General features: G+C 72.2%; 22 protein-coding genes. 16 read left to right on the top strand and 6 right to left on the bottom strand.

The genetic code is table 11. From position 1 onward, the window contains the following. The first annotated feature begins 101 nt into the window (after positions 1-101). Together ACESM1_RS18605 and ACESM1_RS18600 are read left to right on the top strand one after the other, a co-directional pair. Entirely contained in the window at positions 102-2,423 is a 2,322-nt protein-coding gene (locus ACESM1_RS18605) for a methyl-accepting chemotaxis protein (RefSeq protein ID WP_372622613.1), read from the top strand. Between the two features lie 81 nt (positions 2,424-2,504). Next, positions 2,505-3,524: an aspartate-semialdehyde dehydrogenase gene (locus ACESM1_RS18600; protein WP_372622611.1), complete on the top strand. Its 1,020-nt coding sequence runs from the start codon at positions 2,505-2,507 to the stop codon at positions 3,522-3,524. Positions 3,525-3,546: 22 nt separating this feature from the next. Here the strand turns inward: ACESM1_RS18600 and ACESM1_RS18595 are convergent, their stop codons facing one another. After that, the gene (locus tag ACESM1_RS18595; protein WP_372622609.1) at positions 3,547-4,944 is read right to left on the bottom strand and encodes a TIGR03013 family XrtA/PEP-CTERM system glycosyltransferase; all 1,398 of its coding nucleotides are present in this window, start codon (positions 4,942-4,944) and stop codon (positions 3,547-3,549) included. Between the two features lie 403 nt (positions 4,945-5,347). On the opposite strand from ACESM1_RS18595, the gene sdhC reads away from it, so the two are divergent. The 4 genes from sdhC (at position 5,348) to ACESM1_RS18575 (ending at position 8,915) form a co-directional block, all read left to right on the top strand. After that, positions 5,348-5,791, top strand: coding sequence for a succinate dehydrogenase, cytochrome b556 subunit (gene sdhC, locus ACESM1_RS18590; protein WP_372622607.1), 444 nt, complete (start codon positions 5,348-5,350; stop codon positions 5,789-5,791). Positions 5,792-5,802: 11 nt separating this feature from the next. Next, positions 5,803-6,228: a succinate dehydrogenase, hydrophobic membrane anchor protein gene (sdhD, locus tag ACESM1_RS18585; RefSeq protein WP_372622605.1), complete on the top strand. Its 426-nt coding sequence runs from the start codon at positions 5,803-5,805 to the stop codon at positions 6,226-6,228. A gap of 72 nt (positions 6,229-6,300) precedes the next feature. Then, positions 6,301-8,124: a succinate dehydrogenase flavoprotein subunit gene (gene sdhA / locus ACESM1_RS18580; protein WP_372622603.1), complete on the top strand. Its 1,824-nt coding sequence runs from the start codon at positions 6,301-6,303 to the stop codon at positions 8,122-8,124. Positions 8,125-8,132: 8 nt separating this feature from the next. Then, a complete protein-coding gene (locus ACESM1_RS18575; RefSeq protein ID WP_372622602.1) occupies positions 8,133-8,915 on the top strand; it encodes a succinate dehydrogenase iron-sulfur subunit in 783 nt (260 codons plus the stop codon). A gap of 36 nt (positions 8,916-8,951) precedes the next feature. Here ACESM1_RS18575 and ACESM1_RS18570 read toward each other — a convergent pair whose 3' ends face one another. The 3 genes from ACESM1_RS18570 to ACESM1_RS18560 are packed head-to-tail and all read right to left on the bottom strand — an operon-like array spanning position 8,952 to position 11,275. Further along, a complete protein-coding gene (locus ACESM1_RS18570) occupies positions 8,952-9,554 on the bottom strand; it encodes a DUF938 domain-containing protein (protein ID WP_372622600.1) in 603 nt (200 codons plus the stop codon). 43 nt (positions 9,555-9,597) lie between these two features. Continuing rightward, complete coding sequence (locus ACESM1_RS18565; protein ID WP_372622598.1) at positions 9,598-10,311, bottom strand: hypothetical protein; 714 nt, start codon at positions 10,309-10,311, stop codon at positions 9,598-9,600. Positions 10,312-10,363: 52 nt separating this feature from the next. Then, on the bottom strand, positions 10,364-11,275 hold the full coding sequence (locus ACESM1_RS18560; protein ID WP_372622596.1) for a hypothetical protein: 912 nt from the start codon (positions 11,273-11,275) through the stop codon (positions 10,364-10,366). Positions 11,276-11,442: 167 nt separating this feature from the next. Here ACESM1_RS18560 and ACESM1_RS18555 point away from each other — a divergent pair, with 167 nt between their 5' ends. The 6 genes from ACESM1_RS18555 to ACESM1_RS18530 all read left to right on the top strand — a co-directional run bounded on the left by ACESM1_RS18555 (position 11,443) and on the right by ACESM1_RS18530 (position 16,259). Beyond that, entirely contained in the window at positions 11,443-12,351 is a 909-nt protein-coding gene (locus ACESM1_RS18555) for a sulfite exporter TauE/SafE family protein (RefSeq protein WP_372622594.1), read from the top strand. Next, complete coding sequence (locus tag ACESM1_RS18550) at positions 12,351-13,178, top strand: TIGR02186 family protein (RefSeq protein ID WP_372622592.1); 828 nt, start codon at positions 12,351-12,353, stop codon at positions 13,176-13,178. The genes ACESM1_RS18555 and ACESM1_RS18550 overlap by 1 nt, the downstream gene beginning before the upstream one ends. Beyond that, positions 13,178-13,669 carry a universal stress protein gene (locus ACESM1_RS18545; protein ID WP_372622590.1) on the top strand — a complete coding sequence of 164 codons (492 nt, stop codon included), beginning with the start codon at positions 13,178-13,180 and terminating at the stop codon, positions 13,667-13,669. Before ACESM1_RS18550 ends, ACESM1_RS18545 begins: the two co-directional genes overlap by 1 nt. Before the next feature lie 204 nt (positions 13,670-13,873). After that, positions 13,874-14,440: a NifU family protein gene (locus ACESM1_RS18540; protein ID WP_372622636.1), complete on the top strand. Its 567-nt coding sequence runs from the start codon at positions 13,874-13,876 to the stop codon at positions 14,438-14,440. A gap of 122 nt (positions 14,441-14,562) precedes the next feature. Continuing rightward, positions 14,563-15,162, top strand: coding sequence for a malonic semialdehyde reductase (locus ACESM1_RS18535; RefSeq protein ID WP_372622588.1), 600 nt, complete (start codon positions 14,563-14,565; stop codon positions 15,160-15,162). Positions 15,163-15,197: 35 nt separating this feature from the next. Beyond that, entirely contained in the window at positions 15,198-16,259 is a 1,062-nt protein-coding gene (locus ACESM1_RS18530) for a class I SAM-dependent methyltransferase (RefSeq protein WP_372622586.1), read from the top strand. A gap of 13 nt (positions 16,260-16,272) precedes the next feature. Here the strand turns inward: ACESM1_RS18530 and ACESM1_RS18525 are convergent, their stop codons facing one another. Together ACESM1_RS18525 and ACESM1_RS18520 are read right to left on the bottom strand one after the other, a co-directional pair. After that, positions 16,273-16,677 carry a GFA family protein gene (locus tag ACESM1_RS18525; RefSeq protein WP_372622634.1) on the bottom strand — a complete coding sequence of 135 codons (405 nt, stop codon included), beginning with the start codon at positions 16,675-16,677 and terminating at the stop codon, positions 16,273-16,275. A 64-nt stretch (positions 16,678-16,741) separates the two neighbouring features. Next, the gene (locus tag ACESM1_RS18520) at positions 16,742-17,467 is read right to left on the bottom strand and encodes a response regulator transcription factor (RefSeq protein WP_372622584.1); all 726 of its coding nucleotides are present in this window, start codon (positions 17,465-17,467) and stop codon (positions 16,742-16,744) included. 276 nt (positions 17,468-17,743) lie between these two features. On the opposite strand from ACESM1_RS18520, the gene ribA reads away from it, so the two are divergent. The 4 genes from ribA (at position 17,744) to ACESM1_RS18500 (ending at position 21,968) form a co-directional block, all read left to right on the top strand. Beyond that, the gene (ribA, locus tag ACESM1_RS18515) at positions 17,744-18,931 is read left to right on the top strand and encodes a GTP cyclohydrolase II RibA (RefSeq protein ID WP_372622582.1); all 1,188 of its coding nucleotides are present in this window, start codon (positions 17,744-17,746) and stop codon (positions 18,929-18,931) included. 223 nt (positions 18,932-19,154) lie between these two features. Then, positions 19,155-19,514 (top strand): hypothetical protein, encoded by a 360-nt coding sequence (locus ACESM1_RS18510; protein WP_372622581.1) that lies wholly within the window; start codon positions 19,155-19,157, stop codon positions 19,512-19,514. Further along, positions 19,501-20,019: a L,D-transpeptidase gene (locus ACESM1_RS18505; RefSeq protein WP_372622579.1), complete on the top strand. Its 519-nt coding sequence runs from the start codon at positions 19,501-19,503 to the stop codon at positions 20,017-20,019. The genes ACESM1_RS18510 and ACESM1_RS18505 overlap by 14 nt, the downstream gene beginning before the upstream one ends. A 152-nt stretch (positions 20,020-20,171) precedes the next feature. Then, positions 20,172-21,968 carry an ATP-binding protein gene (locus tag ACESM1_RS18500; protein ID WP_372622578.1) on the top strand — a complete coding sequence of 599 codons (1,797 nt, stop codon included), beginning with the start codon at positions 20,172-20,174 and terminating at the stop codon, positions 21,966-21,968. The last annotated feature ends 165 nt before the right edge of the window (positions 21,969-22,133 follow it).

Here is a 22,133-nt window from a genome sequence, read left to right as displayed (position 1 = left end):
CCCTGGCCGGCAACGGCCAGGGCGCGCGCGTCTCGTTCACCCCACGTCAAGGCCGCGCTGGCAGGTTGCGCGAGGTTCGCCTCGTCTCAAGGAAGACTGCCATGCGCCTGCTTCTCAACCTCCCCGTCGGGCGGAAGCTCGCCGCCTCGGCCGCGCTTGCGGTGCTGCTGCTCTCCGCGCTGGTCGCCCTGGTCTGGGTCGAGACCGGGGTCGTGGTGGAGGTGCAGCGCGACCAGACGCGTCGCGAGCAGGCGCAGGACCGCATCGCCGCCGCCAATGCCGCCTTGCGCGATGTCGCGGTGCTGGAGCGCGACCTGCTGCTGACCCCGGATGCCGCCGGCCAGGCGCCGGCACGCGACCGCATGCTCGCCGGCCTCGACACCGCGCTGCGCGACCTGGCCGCCGGCGTGGAGAGCCATGGCGACCCGGCGATGGCCGCGGCGCTCGGCCCGCTGCGCAGCGCCGCCACCAGCTACCGCGCCGCGCTGGCCGCGCTGGCGGAGGAACGCGCGAAGCTGATCGAGCTGCGCGACACCGGGCTGTTCGGCCAGTCCGCCGATTACGACATGGTGTTCGAGGCGGTGAATGGCAGCATCGTCTTCGATGTGTCGGCCGAGGCGCAGGAGGATGTGCGCCAGCGGCTGATGACCGTGCACAACGCCGTGAACGATGTGCGGATCGGGGTGCAGCGCCTGCTGGCGGCCGGCGAGGAGAGCCAGGTGCGGCGTGTCCGCCGCGGCATCGCCCAGGCCCGCGTGCATGGCCGCGGCCTGGCCTCGGTGACCGAGGCGCCGCAGCGCCTGCGCGAGGATTTCGCCCGCCTCTCCGAGCGCGCCATCGCCCTGGCGCAGGCCGCGGAGGGCGTGCTGCAGGCCGGCGACGAGGTGGCGAAGATCCGTGCCGAGCGCGTGCTGCCGGCGCGCGAGGCGCTCCGCCGTGAGCTGGCGGCGCTCAACGACGCGAGCGAAACCGCCGCCGCCGCGCACCGCGCGGGCCTGCTGGCGGCCGCCTCGGGCATGCGCAGCGGCACGCTCTGGGCCGGCATCGCGGTGGCGCTGGTGGTGGTCCTGTCGGGGCTGCTGACGGCGCGCACCGTCGGCGCACCGCTGCGCCGGCTGGCGTCCGCGATGCGCGCCATCGCCGGCGGCGACGCGACGGTCCCGGTCGGCGATCGCGGGCGCCGCGACGAGATCGGCATCATCGCGGACGCGCTGGAGACGCTGCGCGGCACGGCCGGGCAGGCCTTCGCCCAGGGGCAGATGCTGGAACAGCTGCCCGCAGCGGTGATGAACGCCGACCCGAAGGACGATTTCCGCATCACCTACCTGAACGCCGAGGCCCGCACCCTGCTGGACCGCATCGCCGCCCACCTGCCGGTGCCGCCCGACCAGGTGATCGGCCGGAGCATCGACGTGCTGCACCGGCACCCGGAGCAGCAGCGCGCCATCCTCGCCGATCCGTCCCGGCTGCCGCACACCTCGCGCATCAAGCTGGGGCCGGAGGTGATCGAGCTGCGCATCTCCGCCATCCGCGACGCCGCCGGCGGCTATGCCGGGGCGATGCTCAGCTGGAACCTTGCCACCGAGAAGGTGCGCCTGGCCGACACCTTCGAACGCGAGGTCGGCGCGGTGGTGGATGCGGTGGCGAGCTCGGCGGAGCGGCTGCAGGCTTCGGCGCGCGAACTCTCCGCCGCCGCCGCGACGTCCGGCGAGGAGGCGCATGCGGTGGCGGAGGCGGGCGGGCGCGCCCATGGCGATGTGCAATCCGTCGCCGCGGCGGCGGAGGAGATGGCGGCGAGCGTCACCGAGATCGCACGCCGCGTCGGCGAGGCCGCGGAAGTCGCCAGCCGCGCGGTGGCCGAGGCGCGCGCCACGGATGCCACGGTGCAGGGCCTGTCGGAGGCCGCGGCGCGGATCGGTGACGTGGTGCGGCTGATCGGCGACATCGCCGGCCAGACCAACCTCCTCGCGCTCAACGCCACCATCGAGGCGGCGCGCGCCGGCGAGGCCGGCAAGGGGTTCGCGGTGGTCGCCAGCGAGGTGAAGTCGCTCGCCGGCCAGACGGCGCGGGCGACCGAGGAGATCGGCCGCCAGATCGCCGAGATGCAGGCGGCCACGCAGCAGGCGGTCATCGCCATCCGCGGCATCGGCACGACGGTGGAGCGCACCAGCGAGATCGCCACCACCATCGCCGCGGCGGTGGAGGAACAGGGCGCGGCGACGCAGGAGATCGCGCGCAGCGCGGCGCAGGTGGCGGAGGCGACCCAGCTGGTCGCCGGCCGGATCGAGGGCGTGCGCGGCGCGGCGGAAGCCACTGGCGGCTCCGCCGCCGCGATGCGCGACGACAGCGGCGCCCTGGCGGGCCAGGCCGCGGCGCTGCGGGAGAAATCCGCCGGCTTCCTGAAGGCCGTGCGCGCGATGTGAGGCCCGCCCCGCCACCCGGCCGGTTGCTCTCGGGGGGCGGGGTGCCTAACTGCCGGGTCCAGCGAAGGATCGGGCAGCACGATGGGTTTGAAGGTCGCGGTGGCCGGTGCCACCAGCCAGGTCGGGCGCGAGATCCTGCGCACGCTCGCCGAACGCGGCTTCCCCGCCGATGAGGTGATCGCCCTCGCCCCCGGCCGCGCCGGCGGGCAGGAGGTCTCCTTCGGCGAGGAGAAGGTGCTCCGTGTGCGGGCGCTCGACGGCCATGACTTCCGCGACACCGACCTGGCCTTCTTCGCCGCCGGCGAGGCCGCCAGCGCCGCCGAGGCCCCCCGCGCCGCGGCGGCCGGGGCCTTCGTGATCGACCTCTCGGCCCGCTTCCGGATGGAGCCGGACGTGCCGCTGGTGGTGCCGGAGGTGAACGCCGGCACGCTGACCCGCGCCCGCAAGCGGCGCATCGTCGCCTGCCCCGGCAGCATCGCGACGGCGGTGGCGATGGTGCTGAAGCCGCTGCACGCCATCGGCCAGGCCCGCCGCGCCGTCGTCACCGGCTTTCACGCGGTGTCCGGCGCCGGCAAGGAGGCGATGGACGAGCTCTGGACCCAGACCCGTGGCCTCTACGTGAACGAGCCGCCGCCGGCCGAGCAGTTCCCGAAGAACATCGCCTTCAACCTGATCCCGCAGGTCGGCGACATCGGCGACGATGGCGACACGAAGGAGGAGGCGGGCATCGCGCTGGAGTTGCGCAAGCTGCTGGACCCCGATTTCACGGCGGTGGCGAGCTGCGTGCGCGTGCCCGTGTTCATCGGCGACGCGGCCTCGGTGGTGGTGGCCTTCGAGAAGCCCGTCGCCGAGAAGGAGGCCTGGGCGGCACTGCGCGCCACGCCGGGCATCGTCGTGCTCGACCGGCGGGAGGAGGCCGGCTACGTCACCCCCGCCGAGACCGCCGGCGAGGATGCCGTCTTCGTCAGCCGCCTGCGCCGCGACCTGACGGTTCCGCACGGGCTTGCCTTCTGGTGCGCCACCGACACGCTGCGCAAGGGCGCGGCGCTGAATGCCGTGCAGGTGGCGGAGGAGCTGGTGCGGATGAAGCTGCTGCAGTAGTGGTACGGGCCGGTCGGCGCCCTCACCGCGCCCCGCTCGGCCACAGCACCACGCGGAGCGTCTGCGCCAGGATGCGCAGGTCGAACATCACGCTGAAATTCTTCACGTAGTAGAGGTCGTAGCTGAGCTTGGAGCGCGCATCGTCCAGCGAGGCGCCATAGGGGTAGTTCACCTGCGCCCAGCCGGTCAGGCCCGCCTTCACCCGGTGCCGCTCGTCGTAGAGCGGCAGCTCCTCGGCCAGCTTGCCGATGAATTCCGGTCGCTCCGGCCGCGGGCCGACCAGCGACATGTCGCCGAGCAGCACGTTCAGCAGCTGCGGCAGCTCGTCGATCCGCGTCCGCCGCAGGAAACGGCCGATCGCGGTGATGCGCGGATCGCGCTCCGCCGCCCAGGTGGCGCCGGCCTTCTCGGCGTCCACCCGCATGGTGCGCAGCTTCATGATGCGGAAGGGGCGGCCATCCAGCGTCACGCGCGCCTGCCGGTAGAGCACCGGCCCGCCATCCTGCAGCTTCACCGCCAGCGCGGCGCCCAGCAGGAAGGGCGCGGTCGCCAGCAGCAGCAGCAGGCTGACCAGGATGTCGAGCCCGCGCTTCAGCGCGTGGTCGAGCTGGCTGGCGCCGAAGCCGTCGGAATAGAGCAGCCAGCCGAGCTCCAGCCGCTTCATGTCGATGCGGCCGATCTCCCGCTCCAGGCAGCCGAGATACTCGACCACCGGGAAGCCGGCGGTGCGGCAGGCCAGCAGCGCCTGCATCTTCAGGCCGCGCCGCTCATCCGGGGCGACGACGATCTGCTCGGCGCCGAATTCCTCCGCCGCCGCCAGGAAGCCCAGATTGCCGCGGAACATCTGGATGTCCGGATCCTCTTCCAGGCGAGGGTCGAGCTCGCCCATCTCCGGCCCGTGCACGCAGGCGATGACATAGCCGGCGGTGCGGCCCTCGTTGCGCAGCAGCCAGACCAGGTCCCAGGCGCGGCGCCCGGCGCCGATGATCAGCATCCGCCGGCGGAACAGCCGCATCCGGCGCAGCGCGCGGAACACCAGGCGCGCGGCGGCGCCGGCGAGGGTGAAGCCGACGGCGCCGGTGACAAACAGCTCCGGCAGGCCGTCCGGCACCGCGCCATCCAGCACCAGCAGCAGCAGCGCGACCCCGCAGGAGGCGGCGAAGGCCCCGAGCCCGGCGGCGAAGGGAACCCGCTGCAGCGCCCGGCCGGGATCGAGCAGCGCATCCCGTCGGTAGAGGCCGAGGCTGTAGAGGAACAGCAGGTAGCAGGCGGGGTAGAGCACCAGCGGCAGGGAGCCGGGGCGCCCTTCCTCCGGCAGGTTGCCGAACAGCAGCGCGATGGAGACCGGCCAGGCGATCAGGGCCAGCGCGAGGTCGAGCAGGAACATCGCCCGCGCAGCGTCGAACCCGGATGCGGTCAAAGCTCTGGCCATCGATCGCCGCTTCTGTCCTTGGCTCCGGGGGGGGGAGGCTGGATGGGGTGGAGCCGCGGCGGAACCGCAGCGGGAACTGCATAGGAGCATTATACGCTAAACGTTGCCTTATTGTGTTCGGAATTGTGCCAGGAGCGTTTTATCCACACGCGGGTGCCCGGGCGGGACGGAGGCTGGCGGGGCGGGGGCAGGCGGCCGCGAAGACCCTGCCATGCGTGTGCGGCCATGCAGGTACCGCGGGCACCTGCGTTGACGGGCTTGCGCGCTGCACCATAAAGAGACGGGCGAGGAAGGTGCGTGTCGCGTCCGTCGCCGGTGAGGGGCCCTGCCCGGGGTCCGCCTCCATCCGGCGCCGGGGCAATCCGCGCGCGCAATGAGGAGCGGTCTCGGCATGTCCATCATGCAGGATTCACGGGAGGCGACCATGGTCGGTCGCCGGTCGGACGGCACGCTGATCCGTCGGCCGCTCTCACCGCACCTGCAGGTCTATGACATGCTGCAGATGACCAGCGCGATCTCCATCTCGCACCGCATCACCGGCATCGTCTGGGTGGCGGGGGTGGTGGTGATGACCTGGTGGCTGGTCGCCGCCGCCGCCGGTCCCCGCGCCTTCGACGCGGTGCAGTGGTTCCTCGGCTCCTTCCTCGGCATCCTGCTGCTGATGGGCGTTATCGCCGCGGCGTGGTTCCACACGCTGGCCGGCATCCGCCACCTCGCCTGGGATGCGGGCTGGGGCTACGACATCCCGACCGTCTACAAGACCGGCCGTGCGGTCCTGATCGGCACCGGCGTGCTGACGGCGCTCACCTGGCTGGCGCTGATCGTCTCCTGGTGAGGGGCTGAACCATGTCGCACACCACCTCCGGCCAGCCGCCGCGCCAGCGCCTGCTGCAGACGCCGCTGCGGCGGGTGCGCGGATCGGGTTCCGCCAAGCAGGGCACGCATCACTGGTGGATGCAGCGCGTCAGCTCCATCGCGCTGCTGCCGCTGACCATCTGGTTCATCGTCTCGCTGGCGACCTCCGCCGGCATGACGCATGTCGAGGCGGTGCTGTGGATCAGGCAGCCGCTCAATGCCGTGCTGCTGTTGGCGTTGGTCGCGTTGACCTTCCAGCACACCGCCTCCGGCCTGCAGGTCGTGATCGAGGACTACACCAACCAGGAATGGCTGAAGATCGCACTGATCCTGGCGGTGAAGGGAATCTGCTGGCTGCTCGGCATCGCGGCGGTGCTGGCGGTGGTGCGGATCGTGGCCCTGCCGATTGCGGTCTGACGCGGCGCGACAATCTTATCGGATGACAGGCCAGGCCCCATCCCGGGCACGGCCAGACCAACGGACGGCACGATGAACGCCATCTCCAAGCCCTCGATCAGGTCCCCTGGGGGCGCCTACCGCATCGTGGACCACACCTATGACGTGGTGGTGGTGGGCGCCGGCGGCGCGGGGCTGCGCGCCACCTTCGGCATGGGCGCCTCGGGCCTCAAGACCGCCTGCATCACCAAGGTCTTCCCGACACGCAGCCACACCGTCGCGGCGCAGGGCGGCGTGGGTGCGGCGCTCGGCAACATGGGCGAGGACGATTGGCGCTGGCACATGTACGATACCGTGAAGGGGTCGGACTGGCTCGGCGACCAGGACGCCATCGAATACATGTGCCGCGAGGCGATCCCGGCGGTGATCGAGCTCGAGCATTATGGCGTGCCGTTCAGCCGCACCGAGGATGGCCGCATCTACCAGCGCCCCTTCGGCGGCCACATGCAGGATTACGGCAAGACGCCGGCGATGCGCGCCTGCGCCGCCGCCGACCGCACCGGCCACGCCATCCTGCACACGCTCTACCAGCAGTCGCTCAAGCATGGCTGCGAGTTCTTCGTGGAATACTTCGCCACCGACCTCATCATGGACGATGAGGGCGCGTGCCGCGGCGTGATGGCCTGGTGCCTGGAGGATGGCAGCCTGCATCGCTTCCGCGCGCAGACCGTGGTGCTCGCGACCGGCGGCTATGGGCGCGCCTATCTCTCCTGCACCTCGGCGCACACCTGCACTGGCGACGGCAATGCGATGGCGCTGCGCGCCGGCCTGCCGCTGCAGGACCAGGAATTCGTGCAGTTCCACCCCACCGGCATCTACGGCGCCGGCTGCCTGATCACCGAGGGCGCGCGCGGCGAGGGCGGCTACCTGACGAATTCCGAGGGCGAGCGCTTCATGGAGCGCTACGCGCCGACCGCGAAGGACCTGGCCAGCCGCGACGTGGTCAGCCGGGCGATGAGCGTGGAGATCCGCGAGGGCCGCGGCGTGGGCCAGCACAAGGACCACATCATGCTCCACCTGGAGCATCTCGGCGCCGACCTGCTGAACGAGCGCCTGCCCGGCATCTCCGAGACGGCGAAGATCTTCGCCGGCGTGGACGTGACGAAGGAGCCGATCCCGATCCTGCCGACCGTCCACTACAACATGGGCGGCATTCCCACGAACATCCACACCGAGGTGCTGCGCCCGACCAAGGGCGACGAGGATGCGGTGGTGCCCGGCCTGATGGCGGTGGGCGAGGCGGCCTGCGTCTCGGTGCACGGCGCCAACCGGCTTGGCACCAATTCGCTGCTCGACCTGGTGGTGTTCGGCCGCGCCGCGGCGCATCGTGCTTCCGAGACGATCAAGCCCGGTGCCAGCCAGGCGCCGCTGCCCGCCGGCGCCGGCGAGGCTTCGCTCGACCGCTTCGACCGCATCCGCCACGCCAAGGGCGGCACGCCGACCGCCGAGCTGCGGCTGCAGATGCAGCGCACCATGCAGACCCACGCCGCGGTGTTCCGCGCTTCCGACAGCCTGAAGGAGGGCGTCGAGAAGATGCGGAAGATCTGGGGCGGGATGGCGGACCTGAAGGTCGCCGACCGCAGCCTGATCTGGAACAGCGACCTGATGGAGGCGCTGGAGCTGGACAACCTGCTGGGCAACGCGATGACCACCATCGTCAGCGCCGATGCCCGCAAGGAAAGCCGCGGCGCCCATGCGCAGGAAGACTTCCCCGACCGCGACGACGAGAACTGGATGAAGCACACGCTCGCCTGGTGTGACGAGGACGGGAAGGTCCGCCTCGACTACCGCGGGGTGAAGATGCGCACCTTGACGAACGAGGTGCAGGTCTTCCCGCCCAAGGCGCGGGTGTACTGAGGAACCCCATGGCCACCTTCACCCTCCCCAAGAACAGCAAGATCACCGAGGGCCAGCGCCACCGCGCGCCGGCCGGCGCGAAGAACGTCAAGGCGTTCAAGATCTACCGCTGGGACCCCGACAGCGACGCGACGCCGCGCACCGACACCTTCGAGATCGACCTCGACCAGTGCGGCCCGATGGTCCTGGACGCGCTGATCAAGATCAAGAACGAGGTGGACAGCACGCTTACCTTCCGGCGCTCCTGCCGGGAAGGTATCTGCGGCTCCTGCTCGATGAACATCGACGGGCTGAACACGCTCGCCTGCCTCAAGCCGATCGAGGACGTGAAGGGCGATGTGAAGATCAGCCCGCTGCCGCACATGCCGGTGGTGAAGGACCTCGTCCCCGACCTCAGCCAGATCTATGCGCAGCTGCGCTCCGTCGAGCCCTGGCTGAAGTCCGACACGCCGCCGCCGCCGGATGCCGAGCGCCTGCAGAGCAAGGACGAGCGCGCGAAGCTGGACGGCCTGTGGGAGTGCATCCTCTGCTTCTGCTGCACCACCGCCTGCCCGAGCTACTGGTGGAACGGCGACCGCTATCTCGGCCCCGCGGTGCTGCTGCAGGCCTATCGCTGGATCGCGGATTCCCGCGACGAGGCGACGGGTGACCGGCTGGACCAGCTCGAGGACCCGTTCAAGCTGTATCGCTGCCACACCATCATGAACTGCGCCCGGACCTGCCCGAAGGGGCTGAACCCGGGGCAGGCGATCGGCGAGATCAAGCAGCTGCTGGCGACACGCGGGGGGTGAGGCGGCGCGCGCTGCTTTCCCGCCGCACGGAGGGAATTACGGCTTCCGCCGCAGCACGACGGTGACGTTGTTCGCCGGCATCTCCGTCACCTCCGGCGCGGCGAAGCCCAGCGTTGCCCCCTCCCCCGCCAGATCCTCCAGCCGCCGCAGGCCCCAGGCGGGGTCGCGCGCGCGCAGGCTGGCGTCGAAGTCGAGGTTGCTCGGCGCCGTCTCCACGCCGTCGCGGAGCCACGGCCCGTAGAGCACCAGCGGACCGCCCGGCGGCAGCACCCGCGCCGCCCCGCGCAGCAGGCCGAGCGTCGCAGACCAGGGCGCGATATGCGCCATGTTGATGCAGAGCACCGCATCGGCGTGATCCACCGGCCAAGCCTCCGCCGCCGAATCCAGGGGCAATGCGGGACGGACGTTCGCCAGCCCGGCGCACCAGGCATCGCAACTCGCGCGACCTTCCGCCGAGGGCTCGGTCGGCTGGAAGCTCAGCGCCGGCAGGGCGGCGGCGAAATGGGCGCAATGCTCGCCGCTGCCGCTCGCCACCTCCAGCACCAGGCCCGTCTCCGGCAGAACGCGGCGCAGCACCGCCAGGATGGCGTCGCGGTTGCGCGCCACGGCGGGCGCGGAAAGCCTGGCATCGTCGGACATGGCGCGATCTCCGCCCCGATCTCCGCCCCGGGCGCCCGCCCGGTCAAGCCGCGGCGGCGCCGGGGCACTCCTCGTAGCCGAACCGCGTGGCGACGCCGCGGGCGTGCCGGTTCCACAGCGCGATCAGCCCGTCGTCGAACTCCTCCCGCCAGCGATCGGCCCGGCCGGTGTTGAAGGTTCGCCCGCCCCGGTCGCCGAGACAGGCGCCGAGCGTCGCGCCGAAGGCGGCGGGATCGAGGCCGAGCGCGGCGAGCCCGGCCAGGCTGGCGCTGCGCCGCGCGGAATCGTGCAGCGCCTCGTAGCGCAGGAGCACGGCGCCGTGGTCCTGCCACTCGATCCATCCCTCGCAGCGCCGGGCGATCGGCAGGCCGTTGAAGTCCGCCAGGTCGGTGCCGGTGATCAGCCGCGCCACCAGCTCCCGCCGGTCCAGCGCCTGGATCCAGGGCTCGCGCGCGATCAGGCTGGCCGGCTCGCCGGCGCGCAGGAAATCGGCCAGCGAGAGGCACAGGTCGCGGGGATCGCGCAGCAGCACGATGACCTGGAAGCCGTGCTCGCGCAGCGCCGCCACCGCTGCGGGTTCGGCGCGCCAATGGCCATAGGCGTAGACCTGCCCGGGCCGCAGCGCCGGCTGCAGCGCCTCCACCCGGACCGAGAGGCCGAGCTTGGGGCAGGCCACCGTCGCGAAGCCGAGCCGGGCGAAGGCCGCCGTCAGCAGATGCGTGCCGGCGCGCGGGAAGCTCGTTCCGAAGATGCGCATGGCTGGCCTCCTACGGCGCCGGCGCGCCGCCGGCAACCGCGGCCGCCGGGCATCAGACGTCGCGTATCGCCACCGTCCGCCGCGTGCCGAGCCGGCCGCCGAGCACCGCCGCCACCGCGCCCAGCATCATCGCGGCGAAGATCCAATAGGCGCCGATCGCCGCGACCTCGGAGGCCGCCGCCGCCGCCTGGCGCGCCTCGCTTGCGGCCTGCTGCGCCAGGTCGCGCGCTTCCGCCTCCAGCCGCGTGATGCGCTGCTCGGCCTCCTCGGGCGTGATGCCGTATTCAATGGCGGCCAGCTCGGCCAGGCGCTGGCGCTGCCCCGCCTCGAAGCCGCCCTGGCGCACCCTGAGGCCGAGGATCCGCGCCATCTCCGCCTGGCGCTGCTCCGGGCTGAGCGCGGCCGGGTCGCCGCCGCTGCGCAGGCTGCGCTGCAGCCGGTCGAGCAGGGCTTCGGGGTCAACCGCGCCGGCGGCGGCGCCGATCGCCTCACCCGCGCCGCGGGTCATGGACTGCGCCGCGCCGCCGAATGCCGAGGCCGCGCCCTGGAAGGCGGCGTTCGCGGTGCCGGCGACGGCGTTGCCGAGCAGCACGGCGGAGAGCAGGAAGGCCACCGCCCAGACCGAAAGTCCATGCAGCCCGCCATCCGTCCCGTCCGAGGTGCCGGAGAGCCGGGCGGCCACCCAGCCGCCCATCGCCAGGCCGATCAGGTTCGCCACCAGCAGCCAGATGCCGCCCAGCATGCCGAGCAGGCTGGCCGTGGGCGAGGCGCCGGGCTGCGCCGGCTCCATCGAGGTGGCACCGATCGCCAGCCCGAGCACGTTCAGCATCGCGCCCACGGTCACCGCCACCACCGCGCCCGACAGCACCGCCCCCCAGGAAATGCGGGGAGGCAGGGCGGGTTCACCTTCCGGCACGACCGCGCCGATCCTTGCATCTTCGGCGATGGCGGTGCGCGTCGGCATGTCGGTGTCCAGCAAAATCCTTCCCGCCGAACGCGCGCCCGCGCCACAGGTTCTTGCCTGTCGTAAACCTTTCGCGCGGGAATCCGCCGCCCGGTGCTTGCGGCACGCGCTTCCAGGGTGCATCCCGCCGTATTCGCGCCACCGCGCCGTGGAAGAACCCTCACGCGATGCAGGTCTATCTGCCGATCGCCGAGATGTCGGTGGATGCCCTGCTGCTGCTGGGCATCGGCTTCGGCGTGGGTTGGCTGTCGGGGTTGTTCGGCGTCGGTGGCGGCTTCCTGCTGACGCCGGTGCTGATCCTGATCGGCATTCCCTCCGCCGTGGCGGTCGGCTCCGGCGCCAACCAGACGCTCGGCGCCTCGGTCTCCGGGCTGATGGCGCAGTGGCGGCGGGGCAATGTGGACGTGCGGATGGGCGCGGTGCTGCTGGTCGGCGGCTTCGCCGGCTCGGCCGCCGGGGTGCAGTTGTTCGCCTGGCTGCGACGGGCGGGCCAGGTGGATCTGGCGGTCGCCGTCTTCTACATCGTCGTGCTCGGCACCGTCGGCGCCCTGATGGTGCGCGAGAGCGTCGGCGCCATCCTGCGGCGGCGCAAGGCGCGGCCCGCGCGGCTGCATGAGCATCTGTGGATCCATGGGCTGCCGCTGAAGATGCGGTTCCGCAAGTCGCGGCTCTACATCTCGGTCATCCCGCCGCTGCTGATCGGCTTCGCGATCGGCGTGCTTTCCGCGGTGATGGGCGTGGGCGGCGGCTTCATGCTGGTGCCGGCGATGATCTACCTGCTCGGCATGCCGACCTCGGTGGTGATCGGCACCTCGCTGTTCCAGGTGGTCTTCGTCACCGCCAACGTGACCTTCCTGCAGGCGGTGCAGGTGGGCAGCGTGGACATCGTGCTGACCATGCTGCTGCTTGCCGGCGGGGTGATCGGCGCGCAGTTCGGCGCGGCGATGGGGACCAAGCTGCGCGGCGAGGAGACGCGCGCGCTGCTCGGCGCGCTGGTGCTGGCGGTGGCCGCCGCGCTGCTGTGGGACATGCTGCGGGTGCCCGAGCAGCTTTTCGTCATCGGCCCGGCGGTGTGATGCAAGGCACCCTGCCCCGCATCGCGCCGAGGCGACGCCGCGGGACGGGCGGGCGGCCGCTGCTGCTGGCGCTGGTGCTGGTGCTGCTGCTGCCCTGGCGCGCCTTCGCGCAGCCCGTGCCGCCGCCGGTCGCTCCGCCGGCGGCGCCGCCCGCGCTGGCAGCCGAGCTCTCGACCAACCGCATCGAGGTGACCACCGCCTTCGCCGGCGGCGAGATCCTGGTCTTCGGCGCGACCGAGCGGCTGATCGGCCAGGCCGGCGACGAGATCATCGTGCTCGCCACCGGTCCCGCCACCTCGCTCGTGGTCCGCCGCAAGATCCAGGTGCTGGGCTTCTGGATCAACGGGCCCTCGGCCCGGTTCAACCGCATCCCCTCCTTCTGGGTGCTCGCGGCGACGCGCCCGGTGGCGGAGATGCTGGGCGAGGCCGATCGCGAGGAGCTCCGCCTCGGCCTCGACCTGCTGCAGCTGCCCCAGCTCGGCGGCCGAGAGCCGAGTTTCCGCGCGGCGCTGCGCGAGTTGAAGCAGAGCAGCGGCCTCTGGGTGGACCAGGTGCGGCCGGTGCAGGTCTCGGGCGGGCGGCTGTTCCATGCGCGGCTGCCGGTGCCCTCCACCGTGCGCACCGGCGAATACCGCGTGCAGGTGCTGCTGGTGCGCCAGCGCCGCGTGGTGGCGCGGCAGGAATTGTCGCTGGAGATCGAACGTGTGGGCTCGGCGGCGCGGATCGCCGATGTCGCGGAGGATCTGCCGGTGCTGTATGCCGTTGCCAGCATCCTGCTGGCGGCCTTCGCCGGCTGGCTGGGCAGCGTGCTGTTCCGGAGGGGGTGATGAGCGAGGCGCAGGCAGCGCAGGACCGGCGCGACCGGGTCTTCCTGGTGGTGGTGGACGACAGCCCGGAGCGGCGCACGGCGCTGCGCTATGCCTGCCTGCGCGCGCGCAAGAGCGGCGGCCGCGTGGCGCTGCTCCGCGTGATCGAGCCGGCAGGCCAGGTGGAATGGGCCGGCGTGGGCGCGATGCTGGCGGAGGAGCGCCGGCAGGACGCCGAGAAGCTGCTCTCCGGCCTGGCTGCCGAGGTGAACGAGCTGACCGGCGGCATCCCCATCCTGCTGATCCGCGAGGGCGACCCGCGCGACGAGTTGCTGGCGCTGCTGGAGGAGGATCCGCGCATCTCCATCCTGGTGCTGGCCGCGGCGACGGGCAGCGGCGGGCCGGGTCCGCTGATCTCGGCGCTGGCCGGCCGCTACGCGGCGAAGCTCGCCGTCCCGATGACCATCGTGCCCGGCGACCTGAGCGAAGAGGCGCTGGAGCGGGTGACGTAGATCTTTTGCCCTCAGACGCCGGGCGGCCGCTCCGCAGCCTTGGCTTGCGCGCCGACGCGCTGACGCGTCGGGCCATGCGGCCGGCCTGCGCGCGGGGCCGCTTTGCGGCCCGAGGAACTGATCTTTCGCTGACATTGCGGCAGGGCGCAAAAAGGACCACATAGGTCGGGTATCGCCACGCCAGCATCGCGGATGCAGAAGAAGATGTTCATCGAGACGGAAGGCACGCCCAACCCCGCCACCCTGAAGTTCCTGCCGGGCCGGGACGTGATGGGCGGCCGCGGCACTGCCGATTTCACCGCCGCCCCCGAAGCCGAAGGCCGCAGCCCGCTCGCCGCGCGCATCTTCGGCGTCGGCGAGGTGGCCCGCGTCTTCCTCGGCAACGACTTCGTCACCGTGACGAAGACCGAGGACGCCGATTGGCAGCGCCTGAAGCCGCGCGTGCTCGGCGCCATCATGGAACACTACCTCGCCGGCCTGCCGGTGATGGAAGGCGCCGACGAAGCCGCCGAGGAGGAGGATTTCGCCCCCGAGGACGGCGAGATCGTCACCCAGATCAAGGAACTGCTCGATACTCGCGTGCGCCCGGCGGTGGCCGGCGATGGCGGCGACATCGTCTTCCGCGGCTTCCGGGAGGGCGTGGTGCGGCTGCGCATGCAGGGAGCCTGCAGCGGCTGCCCCTCCTCCCGCGCCACGCTGAAGCACGGCGTCGAGACGATGCTGCGCCATTACGTGCCGGAAGTGGTCCGGGTGGAGCAGGTCGAGGCCTGAAGGGCGGCTGATCCGCCGCCCCGCCATTCACCGCGGGAATGACGACCATCGGGGCGGGGCTCCTGGCACATGGCCGGCCCGCCCCCAACTTGGCGGCAACCGAACCGACCGGAGACCCCGCCATGCTGTCCGATCCGACCATCCTCGACGACCGCGCGCTCGACCAGTTGTTCCGCGAGGCGCGCACCCAGAACCGCTGGCAGGACCGGCCGGTGCCGGATTCCCTGCTCGAGGAGGTCTACAGCCTCCTGAAATACGCCCCGACCTCGGCCAATTCCTCGCCCGCGCGCTTCGTCTTCGTGCGCACCGCGGAGGCCAAGGCGAAGCTGAAACAGGCGCTCTCGCCCGGCAACGTCGAGAAGACGATGACCGCGCCGGTCACCGTGATCGTGGCCCATGACGTCGAGTTCTACGAGAAGCTGCCCTTCCTCTTCCCGCATGCCGATGCGCGGTCCTGGTTCGCCGGCAACCCGGCTTTCGCCGAGGTCTCCGCCTTCCGCAACGGCACGCTGCAGGGCGCCTACCTGATCATGGCCGCACGCGCGGTCGGCCTCGATGTCGGCGCGATGAGCGGTTTCGACAACGGCAAGGTGGATGAGCTGTTCTTCGCCGGCACGGGCTGGAAGTCCAACTTCCTGGTCAATCTCGGCTATGGCGACCCTGAGGGCCTGTTCCCGCGCAGCCCGCGCCTCTCCTTCGACGAAGCCTGCCGCCTGGAGTAGCCTGCCCCCCGGCAGCCGGGGGAGATGGAACGGGCATGAACCTCTACGACCTGCTCCAGCGCCCCGACCGGAGCGTCGAGATTCCGCCGGGCGCGGTGGAGCCGTCACGGCGCGACCTTGCCCCGTCGCATCTCGGCGGGGCCTTCGCGCCAGGCGCCGTGCTGCGGCTGCGCCGGGCGGAGGAGTTCCGCGCGCTGCGCGTCTTCCCCCGTGACCTCGGCTGGAGCCTGCTTGGCGCGGCCGCGGACGCGGCCTTCCGCATCCGTATTCGCGCCGAGGGGCGCGAGGCGCTGCTCTGGCAGCACGAGGGCGCGGCCCCCGGGCCGGTCCCGGTCAGCCTGTCCTGGCCGCTCTGGGCCGGCCAGGCGGGAGAGTTCGACCTGGAGCTCGAGAATGCCGGCAGCGTGCCGCTCGTGCTGCGCAGCGGCGAGGTGTTCGACCCCCGCGCGGCGCTGCGCCCGTTGATCCGCGGGCGCGGGGTGGAGGTCGGCCCGGGCCTCAACCCGCATGTCCGCCCCGGCGCCGGCGTCGAGGTGACCTATGTGGAGGCGCTGCCGATCGAGGAATGGGCGCGCAACTACGCCAAGGGCCGCCAGCTGACCGCCGCCGACACGGCGCTGTTCGGCCTCTACGTCATCGGCGATGCGCAGCGGCTGGACGGCTTCGCCGAGGGGTCGCTCGATTTCATCTTCTCCAGCCACGTCTTCGAGCATCTGATGAACCCGCTCGGCGTGCTGCGGAACTGGCGTGCGCGGCTGGCGCCCGGCGGCGCGATCCTCGGCGTCGTGCCCGATCCGGGCGGCTGCTTCGACCTGCGTCAGCCCCCCAGCGTCGCCGCCGAGTGGGAAGCGGAATTCGTTGCCGGCACATGGACGCTGACGCCGGAGAAGTACGAGCGCTGGTGCCGCTGGACCGAGCCGCGCGTCACGCCGGAGAGCCTGGTGGCACGCAACTACTCGGTGCATGCCCACTACTACACGCCGGAGGGCTTCCGCAGCCTGGCCGACCGCGCGGCGGCACATGGCTTCGGCTTCGACCTGTTCCTCAACACCTCGGTCAACGCCAAGGATTTCGGCTTCGTGCTCTGGCCGCGCTGACGGCGGCGCGCGATCACCCCTTCGGGCGGCGGGCGATGGCGGGAAGCTCGCCCAGCCAGGGCAGGGCGGAGCCGCTCCAGATCTGCGCGACCGGCACCAGCTCGGCCCGCTGGGTGCAGGTGCCGAGGCGGAGGCTGTAGACCTTCGGCTCATCGCCCTCGGAGGTCGAGTAGATCGGCGAACCGCAATCCGGGCAGAAGCCCTGGTGGCGACGCGCGCCGCTCTCGGCGACCTTCACATAGGTTTTCAGCTCGCCCGAGAGCAGCCGGAACCCGCCGGGCCTGGTGAGCGCGACGGTGCGGAAGGCACTGCCGGAGAGCGCCTGACAATCCGTGCAGTGGCAGACCATGACGGCACCCGGATCGATCTCCGCCTCATAGGCGATCCGCCCGCAGTGGCACCTTCCGTCCACCTTCATCGGCACCCCCGCGGCGCTTCGCGGACGCTGCGCCCGGCACCCGCAGGCGCCGGGCGGGGCGCCTTCACGCCGCCTGCTGCGTGCTCCGCCCGGCCTGCGGATCGAGGCGGTAGCCACCGCCTTCGGTCAGCAGCAGCCGCGCCTGGGAGGGATCGGGCTCGATCTTCTGCCGGAGGCGGTAGATGTGCGTCTCCAGCGTGTGGGTGGTCACCGCGCTGTTGTAGCCCCAGACCTCGTTCAGCAGGATCTGCCGCCCCACCGGGCGCCCGCCGGCGCGGTAGAGGTATTTGAGGATCGCCGCCTCCTTCTCCGTCAGGCGGATCTTGCGGCTGCGCGCCGCATCCAGCAGCAGCTTCGCCGAGGGGCGGAAGGTGTAGGGCCCGACGGTGAACACCGCGTCCTCGGAATTGTCGAAGACCCGGAGCTGCGCGCGCAGCCGCGCCGTCAGCTCGGAGACGCGGAAGGGCTTGGCGATGTAGTCGTTCGCGCCGCTGTCCAGGCCGCGCACGATGTCCTGCTCGGCATCGGCGCCGGTCAGCATCAGGATCGGCATCCGCAGCCCGCTGCGACGCAGACGCGTGCAGAGTTCCCGCCCGTCGCCGTCCGGCAATCCGATGTCCAGGATCACCGCATCGAAGCGGGCATCCTCCGCCGCGAGGCGGGCCTGCGCTTCCGCCGCGGTGCCGGCGGCCTGCGGCGCGAACTCGCCGTCATGCGCCAACTGCTCGCAGAGCGTGTCACGCAGGGCTTCGTCGTCATCCACCACGAGAATGGGTCGAGGGCCGGCCATGTCTGCTCCCGCTCCTGTCATCGCAGCGATAGCGTCGCCGCGGCACGTCGGTTTCACGCAAGCGTGGTGTCGCCTCTCGCGGATGCGACGGAACGCTTTTCCATGCACCGCACAGTGCCCCACGGTTGACGGCAGGGGCAAGCCTTGTCGCAACCTCGGCATGATCACCGCCGCTTGACGCCTGGAATGTTTTTCTGCCCGCACGCCCCCTCTCAAACGCCTTTCCCACGCCACATTGCGCACCGTGAATGCCCGCGCCAAACCGGAAAGCACCAGATGAACGCCACGGGACCACTCCCGTCACAGATTCGCGAGGATGGATCCGCTTCGGCGCCGGATGATGCCGCGCTGGGGTTGCGCGCGGTGCATCGTGCCGCCTCCGAACTTCGCCGCGGCACGCCGGTGCTGCTGCGTGGCGCTGACGGCGCGCTGCTGGTCGCCGCCGCCGAGACGGTCTCCGCCCGCGGCCTTGCCGCACTCGCCGCCGGTGCGCGGGGGCCGGCGGTGCTGCTGCTGGCGCCGGTGCGTGCCGCGGCGGTGCTGCAGCGGCCGGTCCCGCAGGCGGTCCCGGGCGGCAACGCGGCCGAGCCGGGTGCGGTGGCGCTGCGCCTGCCGCCCGCCCTGCTCGACCCCGCCGCGCTGCGCAGCCTGGCCGACCCCACTGCCGAGCGGCTGCTGCCGGCGGAGCCGGAGCGCGTGCAGGCCCCGCCGCTCGCCCCGGCGGCGATCGCGCTCGCCAAGCTCGCCCGCCTGCTGCCGGCGCTGGTCGTCACCCCGGCCACCGAGACCGCCTGTGCGCGCCTCGGCCTGCTCTCCGTCACCGCCGAGCAGGTGGCCGCCTATCCGGCCGTCGCCGCCGGCACGCTGACCCGTGTCGCCGAGGCGCGCGTGCCGCTGGAGGATGCGCCGGAGGCCCGCATCGTCGCCTTCCGCGCGGCCGATGGCGGCATCGAGCACCTGGCAATCCTGGTCGGCCAGCCGGAGATGGCCCAGGGGCAGGGCCAGGTGCCGTTGTCGCGCATCCATTCCGAATGCTTCACCGGCGACCTGCTCGGCTCGCTGCGCTGCGATTGCGGGCCGCAGCTGCGCGGCGCGATCAGGCGCATGGCCGAGGACCCGGCCGGCGGCGTGCTGCTCTACCTCGCGCAGGAGGGGCGCGGCATCGGCCTGGTCAACAAGCTGCGCGCCTATACGCTGCAGGATGGCGGGCTCGACACGCTGGATGCCAACCGGGCGCTGGGCTACGGCGCCGACGAGCGCAATTTCTGGGTGGCGGCCGAGATGCTGCGCGCGGTCGGCATCGGCCGGGTGCGGCTGCTGACCAACAACCCGGACAAGCTGGCCGGCCTCGCCGCCTGCGGCATCGAGGTGGAGGGGCGCGAGGCGCACCAGTTCGCCGCCAATGGCGTGAACGACGAGTACCTCGCCACCAAGGCAAGGCGTTTCGGGCATTTGCTGGCGTAGCCAGCTTTGTGTGCCCTCAGGCGGCGGGCGCGGCCTCCGGCCGCTTGCCTTTCGCGCGGGCCGCTGGCGGGCGGGCTGGCAGGCTGGTTTGCGCGCGGGCCGCATTCGCGGCCTCGGCCGGCTTTGCCGGCCGCCAGCGAGAGTTGTGAGCCGCCACCGCAAGCAACGCTGATCGGGTGCGGCACGCGGCTTGCTCCGTCTCTCTCGCCACAGGGAGGCCGCCATGCTGCTCGATGCGCTGTTCACCCGCGCCCCCGGCCTGCCGCCGGTGGAACTGCCGGCGCTGGAGCCCGATGCGCATGTTCCCGTGCCGGGCGAGATCACCTTCGGTGAGTTCCTGGCCGGGCTGAACCCCCTGCATCATCTGCCGGTGATCGGCACGATCTACCGGGAGGTGACCGGGGAACGCATCGCACCTGTGATGCAGGTACTCGGCGGCGGCCTTTTCGGCGGGCCGCTCGGCATGCTCTCCTCTGCCGTCATGGCAGCCCTCGACGAAGCCCGCGCGGCGACGCCCCCGCCTACGCCCTCGGCGCCCCCCGCCCTCGCCGCCCGCCCGGAGCCGCGCGATGGCACCGGCTGAGGCTGGCTTCGCGCGGGTCCTGCCGGAAGGGCGGCTGGTCTTCGACGGGCTGGTGCTGCGCTGCGCCCTCGGCAAGGGCGGGGTGCGGCCCGCCAGCGAGAAGCGCGAAGGGGATGGTGCCACGCCCGCCGCCCTGATGCCGCTGCGCCGCGTGCTGTTCCGCGCCGACCGCGGGCCGCCACCGCGCTGCACCGTGCCGGTGGAGCCGATCGCGCCGGAGGATGGCTGGTGCGACGACCCCACCCACCGCCTCTACAATCGCCCGGTCCGCCTGCCCTTCGATGCCTCGCACGAGAAGCTGTGGCGCGAGGACCACCTCTACGACGTCGTCGGCGTGCTCGGCTGGAACGACAATCCGGTCGAGCGGGACCGCGGCAGCGCGATCTTCCTGCACCTCGCCTGGCCTGACTTCCGGCCGACCGAAGGGTGCATTGCCTTGGCCCCGCGCGACCTGCGCACGCTTCTGGAACACGGCCTGCGCGGCCTGGACGTGATCGGCGCCTGACAGCCCGCGGAACCACGCGCGCCGGATGACGTGATTGCGCTTCGCTTGACGATCCCGTGTGCGATGCAGCAATAGACGAAGAGGTTGCATCGGATCGCCGGGATCTGCGGCATCGAGCAGCGGGCGTGCTTGGCTGGGGAGGGCAGTCTGACGTGCAGCTCCGCGGGCACCCGTCTCCGATCCGCCGTCTGCGTTTCTGGCCGCTCTGGATCGCCTCCGTCACCCTGCCGCTGCTGGCCCTGCTCGGTGCCGCGCTGTTCGCCTGGTCGCGCGAGCAAAACGCGGCCGAGGCGCGGCTGCGCACCAGCCTCGACCTGCTGCACGAGCATGCCCTGCGCGCCTTCGAAACCCAGGAAGCGCTCCTCGCCGCGGTGCTGTGGCGCATCCGCGACATCTCGTGGGACGAGATTTCGGCGGACACCGGCATCGCCGACATGCTGCACCACCTGGTCACGCATGCCCCCGCCATCAGCAATACCGGGCTCACGACGCCGGATGGGCGACCCGCCCATGTCGCCTCGCTGCCCTCCCCGCCGCCCGCGGTGGACTTCTCGGACCGCGGCTATGTCCGCCACCAGCAGGGTCCCGGCGCCGGCCCCTACCTCTCGGAACCGCTGGTGACCCGGCTGCGGGGACGCCGCGTCTTCGTTTACAGCCGCCCGAGGCTGGACGCCGCCGGAAGGCCGGATGGCGGCGTGGTGTGGACGACCTTCGCGCAGGCAGATTTCAACGCCGTGTATGCCGGCCTGCTGGCCGGCACCCGCGACGAGATTGCGCTGCTGAGGGCCAGCGACGGGCTGATCCTGGCAAGCCATCCGCCACCGCCGCCGCCGAGCGATGGGATATCGCCGCAGGACACCGCCGCGCTGGGCGCCGTGGCGCGCGCCGCGGTCGCGGCGCCTGACGAGGTCGTCCTCCTGCACGACGTCTCGCCACTGGATGGGCAGAGGCGGCTCTATGCCGCCCGCATCGTGGCGGGCGACGTGCCGGCGGTGGTGGTCCGGGGCCTCCACCCGGCCGGCCCTGTCGGCGCGTGGCAGCGCCAGATGGCCGGGCTGGCGGCCGTGGCCGCCGCCACCGCGCTGGTGCTGCTGTGGCTCACCTGGCTGGTGCGCGGCGGCGCCATCCGGGAGACGGAGGCCCTCGACCAGGCGCGTGTCGAGGCCGAACACCGTGCGGAGGCCGAGGCGGCGCTGCGCCGGAACCATCGCCTGCAGGTGCTGGGCGAGGTGGTCGCCGGCGTGACGCATGACTTCCGCAACACCGTCCAGGCGGTGCAGGGCGGCACCGTCCTGGCTCGCAAGGCGATCGCGGCCGGCGATCGGGAACGCGCGGGCAAGCTGCTGGAGTTGATGGCCGACGCCGCCGGGCGCGGGGCCGCGCTCACCGACCGGATGCTCCGGGTGGCCCGTCGGGATGGCGCGGCCGAGGCGCAACCGACCTTCGATCCGGCCGCGACGCTGGCAGCCGTGGCCGACCTGCTCGCCCGCACCCTGCCGGCGGGCTACCCGCTCTCGCTCGACATCCGCCCGGAGGGGTTGCCGGCGCTGGTCGCCGGCGCGCCGGCGGAGTTCGAGGCGGTGCTGCTCAACCTCGCCTTCAATGCCCGCGACGCCATGCCGGAGGGCGGCGCCATCGCGATCTCGCTGGCGGCGGAACCGCCGCAGCAGGCACCGGAGGGGCTGCCCGCGAAACTGCGGCGCGACCTGCGCCACGCCCGGATCAGCGTGGCCGATGCGGGAATCGGCATGGATGCGGCGACGCTCGCGCGGCTGCAGGAGGCGTTCTTCACCACCAAGCCGCCGGGCAAAGGAACCGGCCTCGGCCTTGCCTCGGTGCGCGCCTTCGTGCGCGGCGCCGGCGGCACGCTGCGGATCGAGAGCCCGGGGCCGGGGCGCGGCACCACCGTGACGATCTGGCTGCCGGAGGCGACGGCCGAGCCGGGCTGATACCCGGCTCGCCAAGTCCAGACGTGCGGCCGGCGCAGCCAGCCGAGCGGCCGAATGGCCGCCGCCGCAAGTGCGTCATGCGGAACGCATGCCTTCGGCATGACGAGCCAAGCCCGCGGAGCGGGCGCCGGCGCTTGAGACATGAAGTGCGTCAGCACTTCAGGA

This window comes from Falsiroseomonas sp. (assembly GCF_041690465.1).
Taxonomy (GTDB): domain Bacteria; phylum Pseudomonadota; class Alphaproteobacteria; order Acetobacterales; family Acetobacteraceae; genus Falsiroseomonas.
Note: the sequence above shows the minus strand (reverse complement) of the source record. Positions and strands in the feature narration are given on the sequence as shown.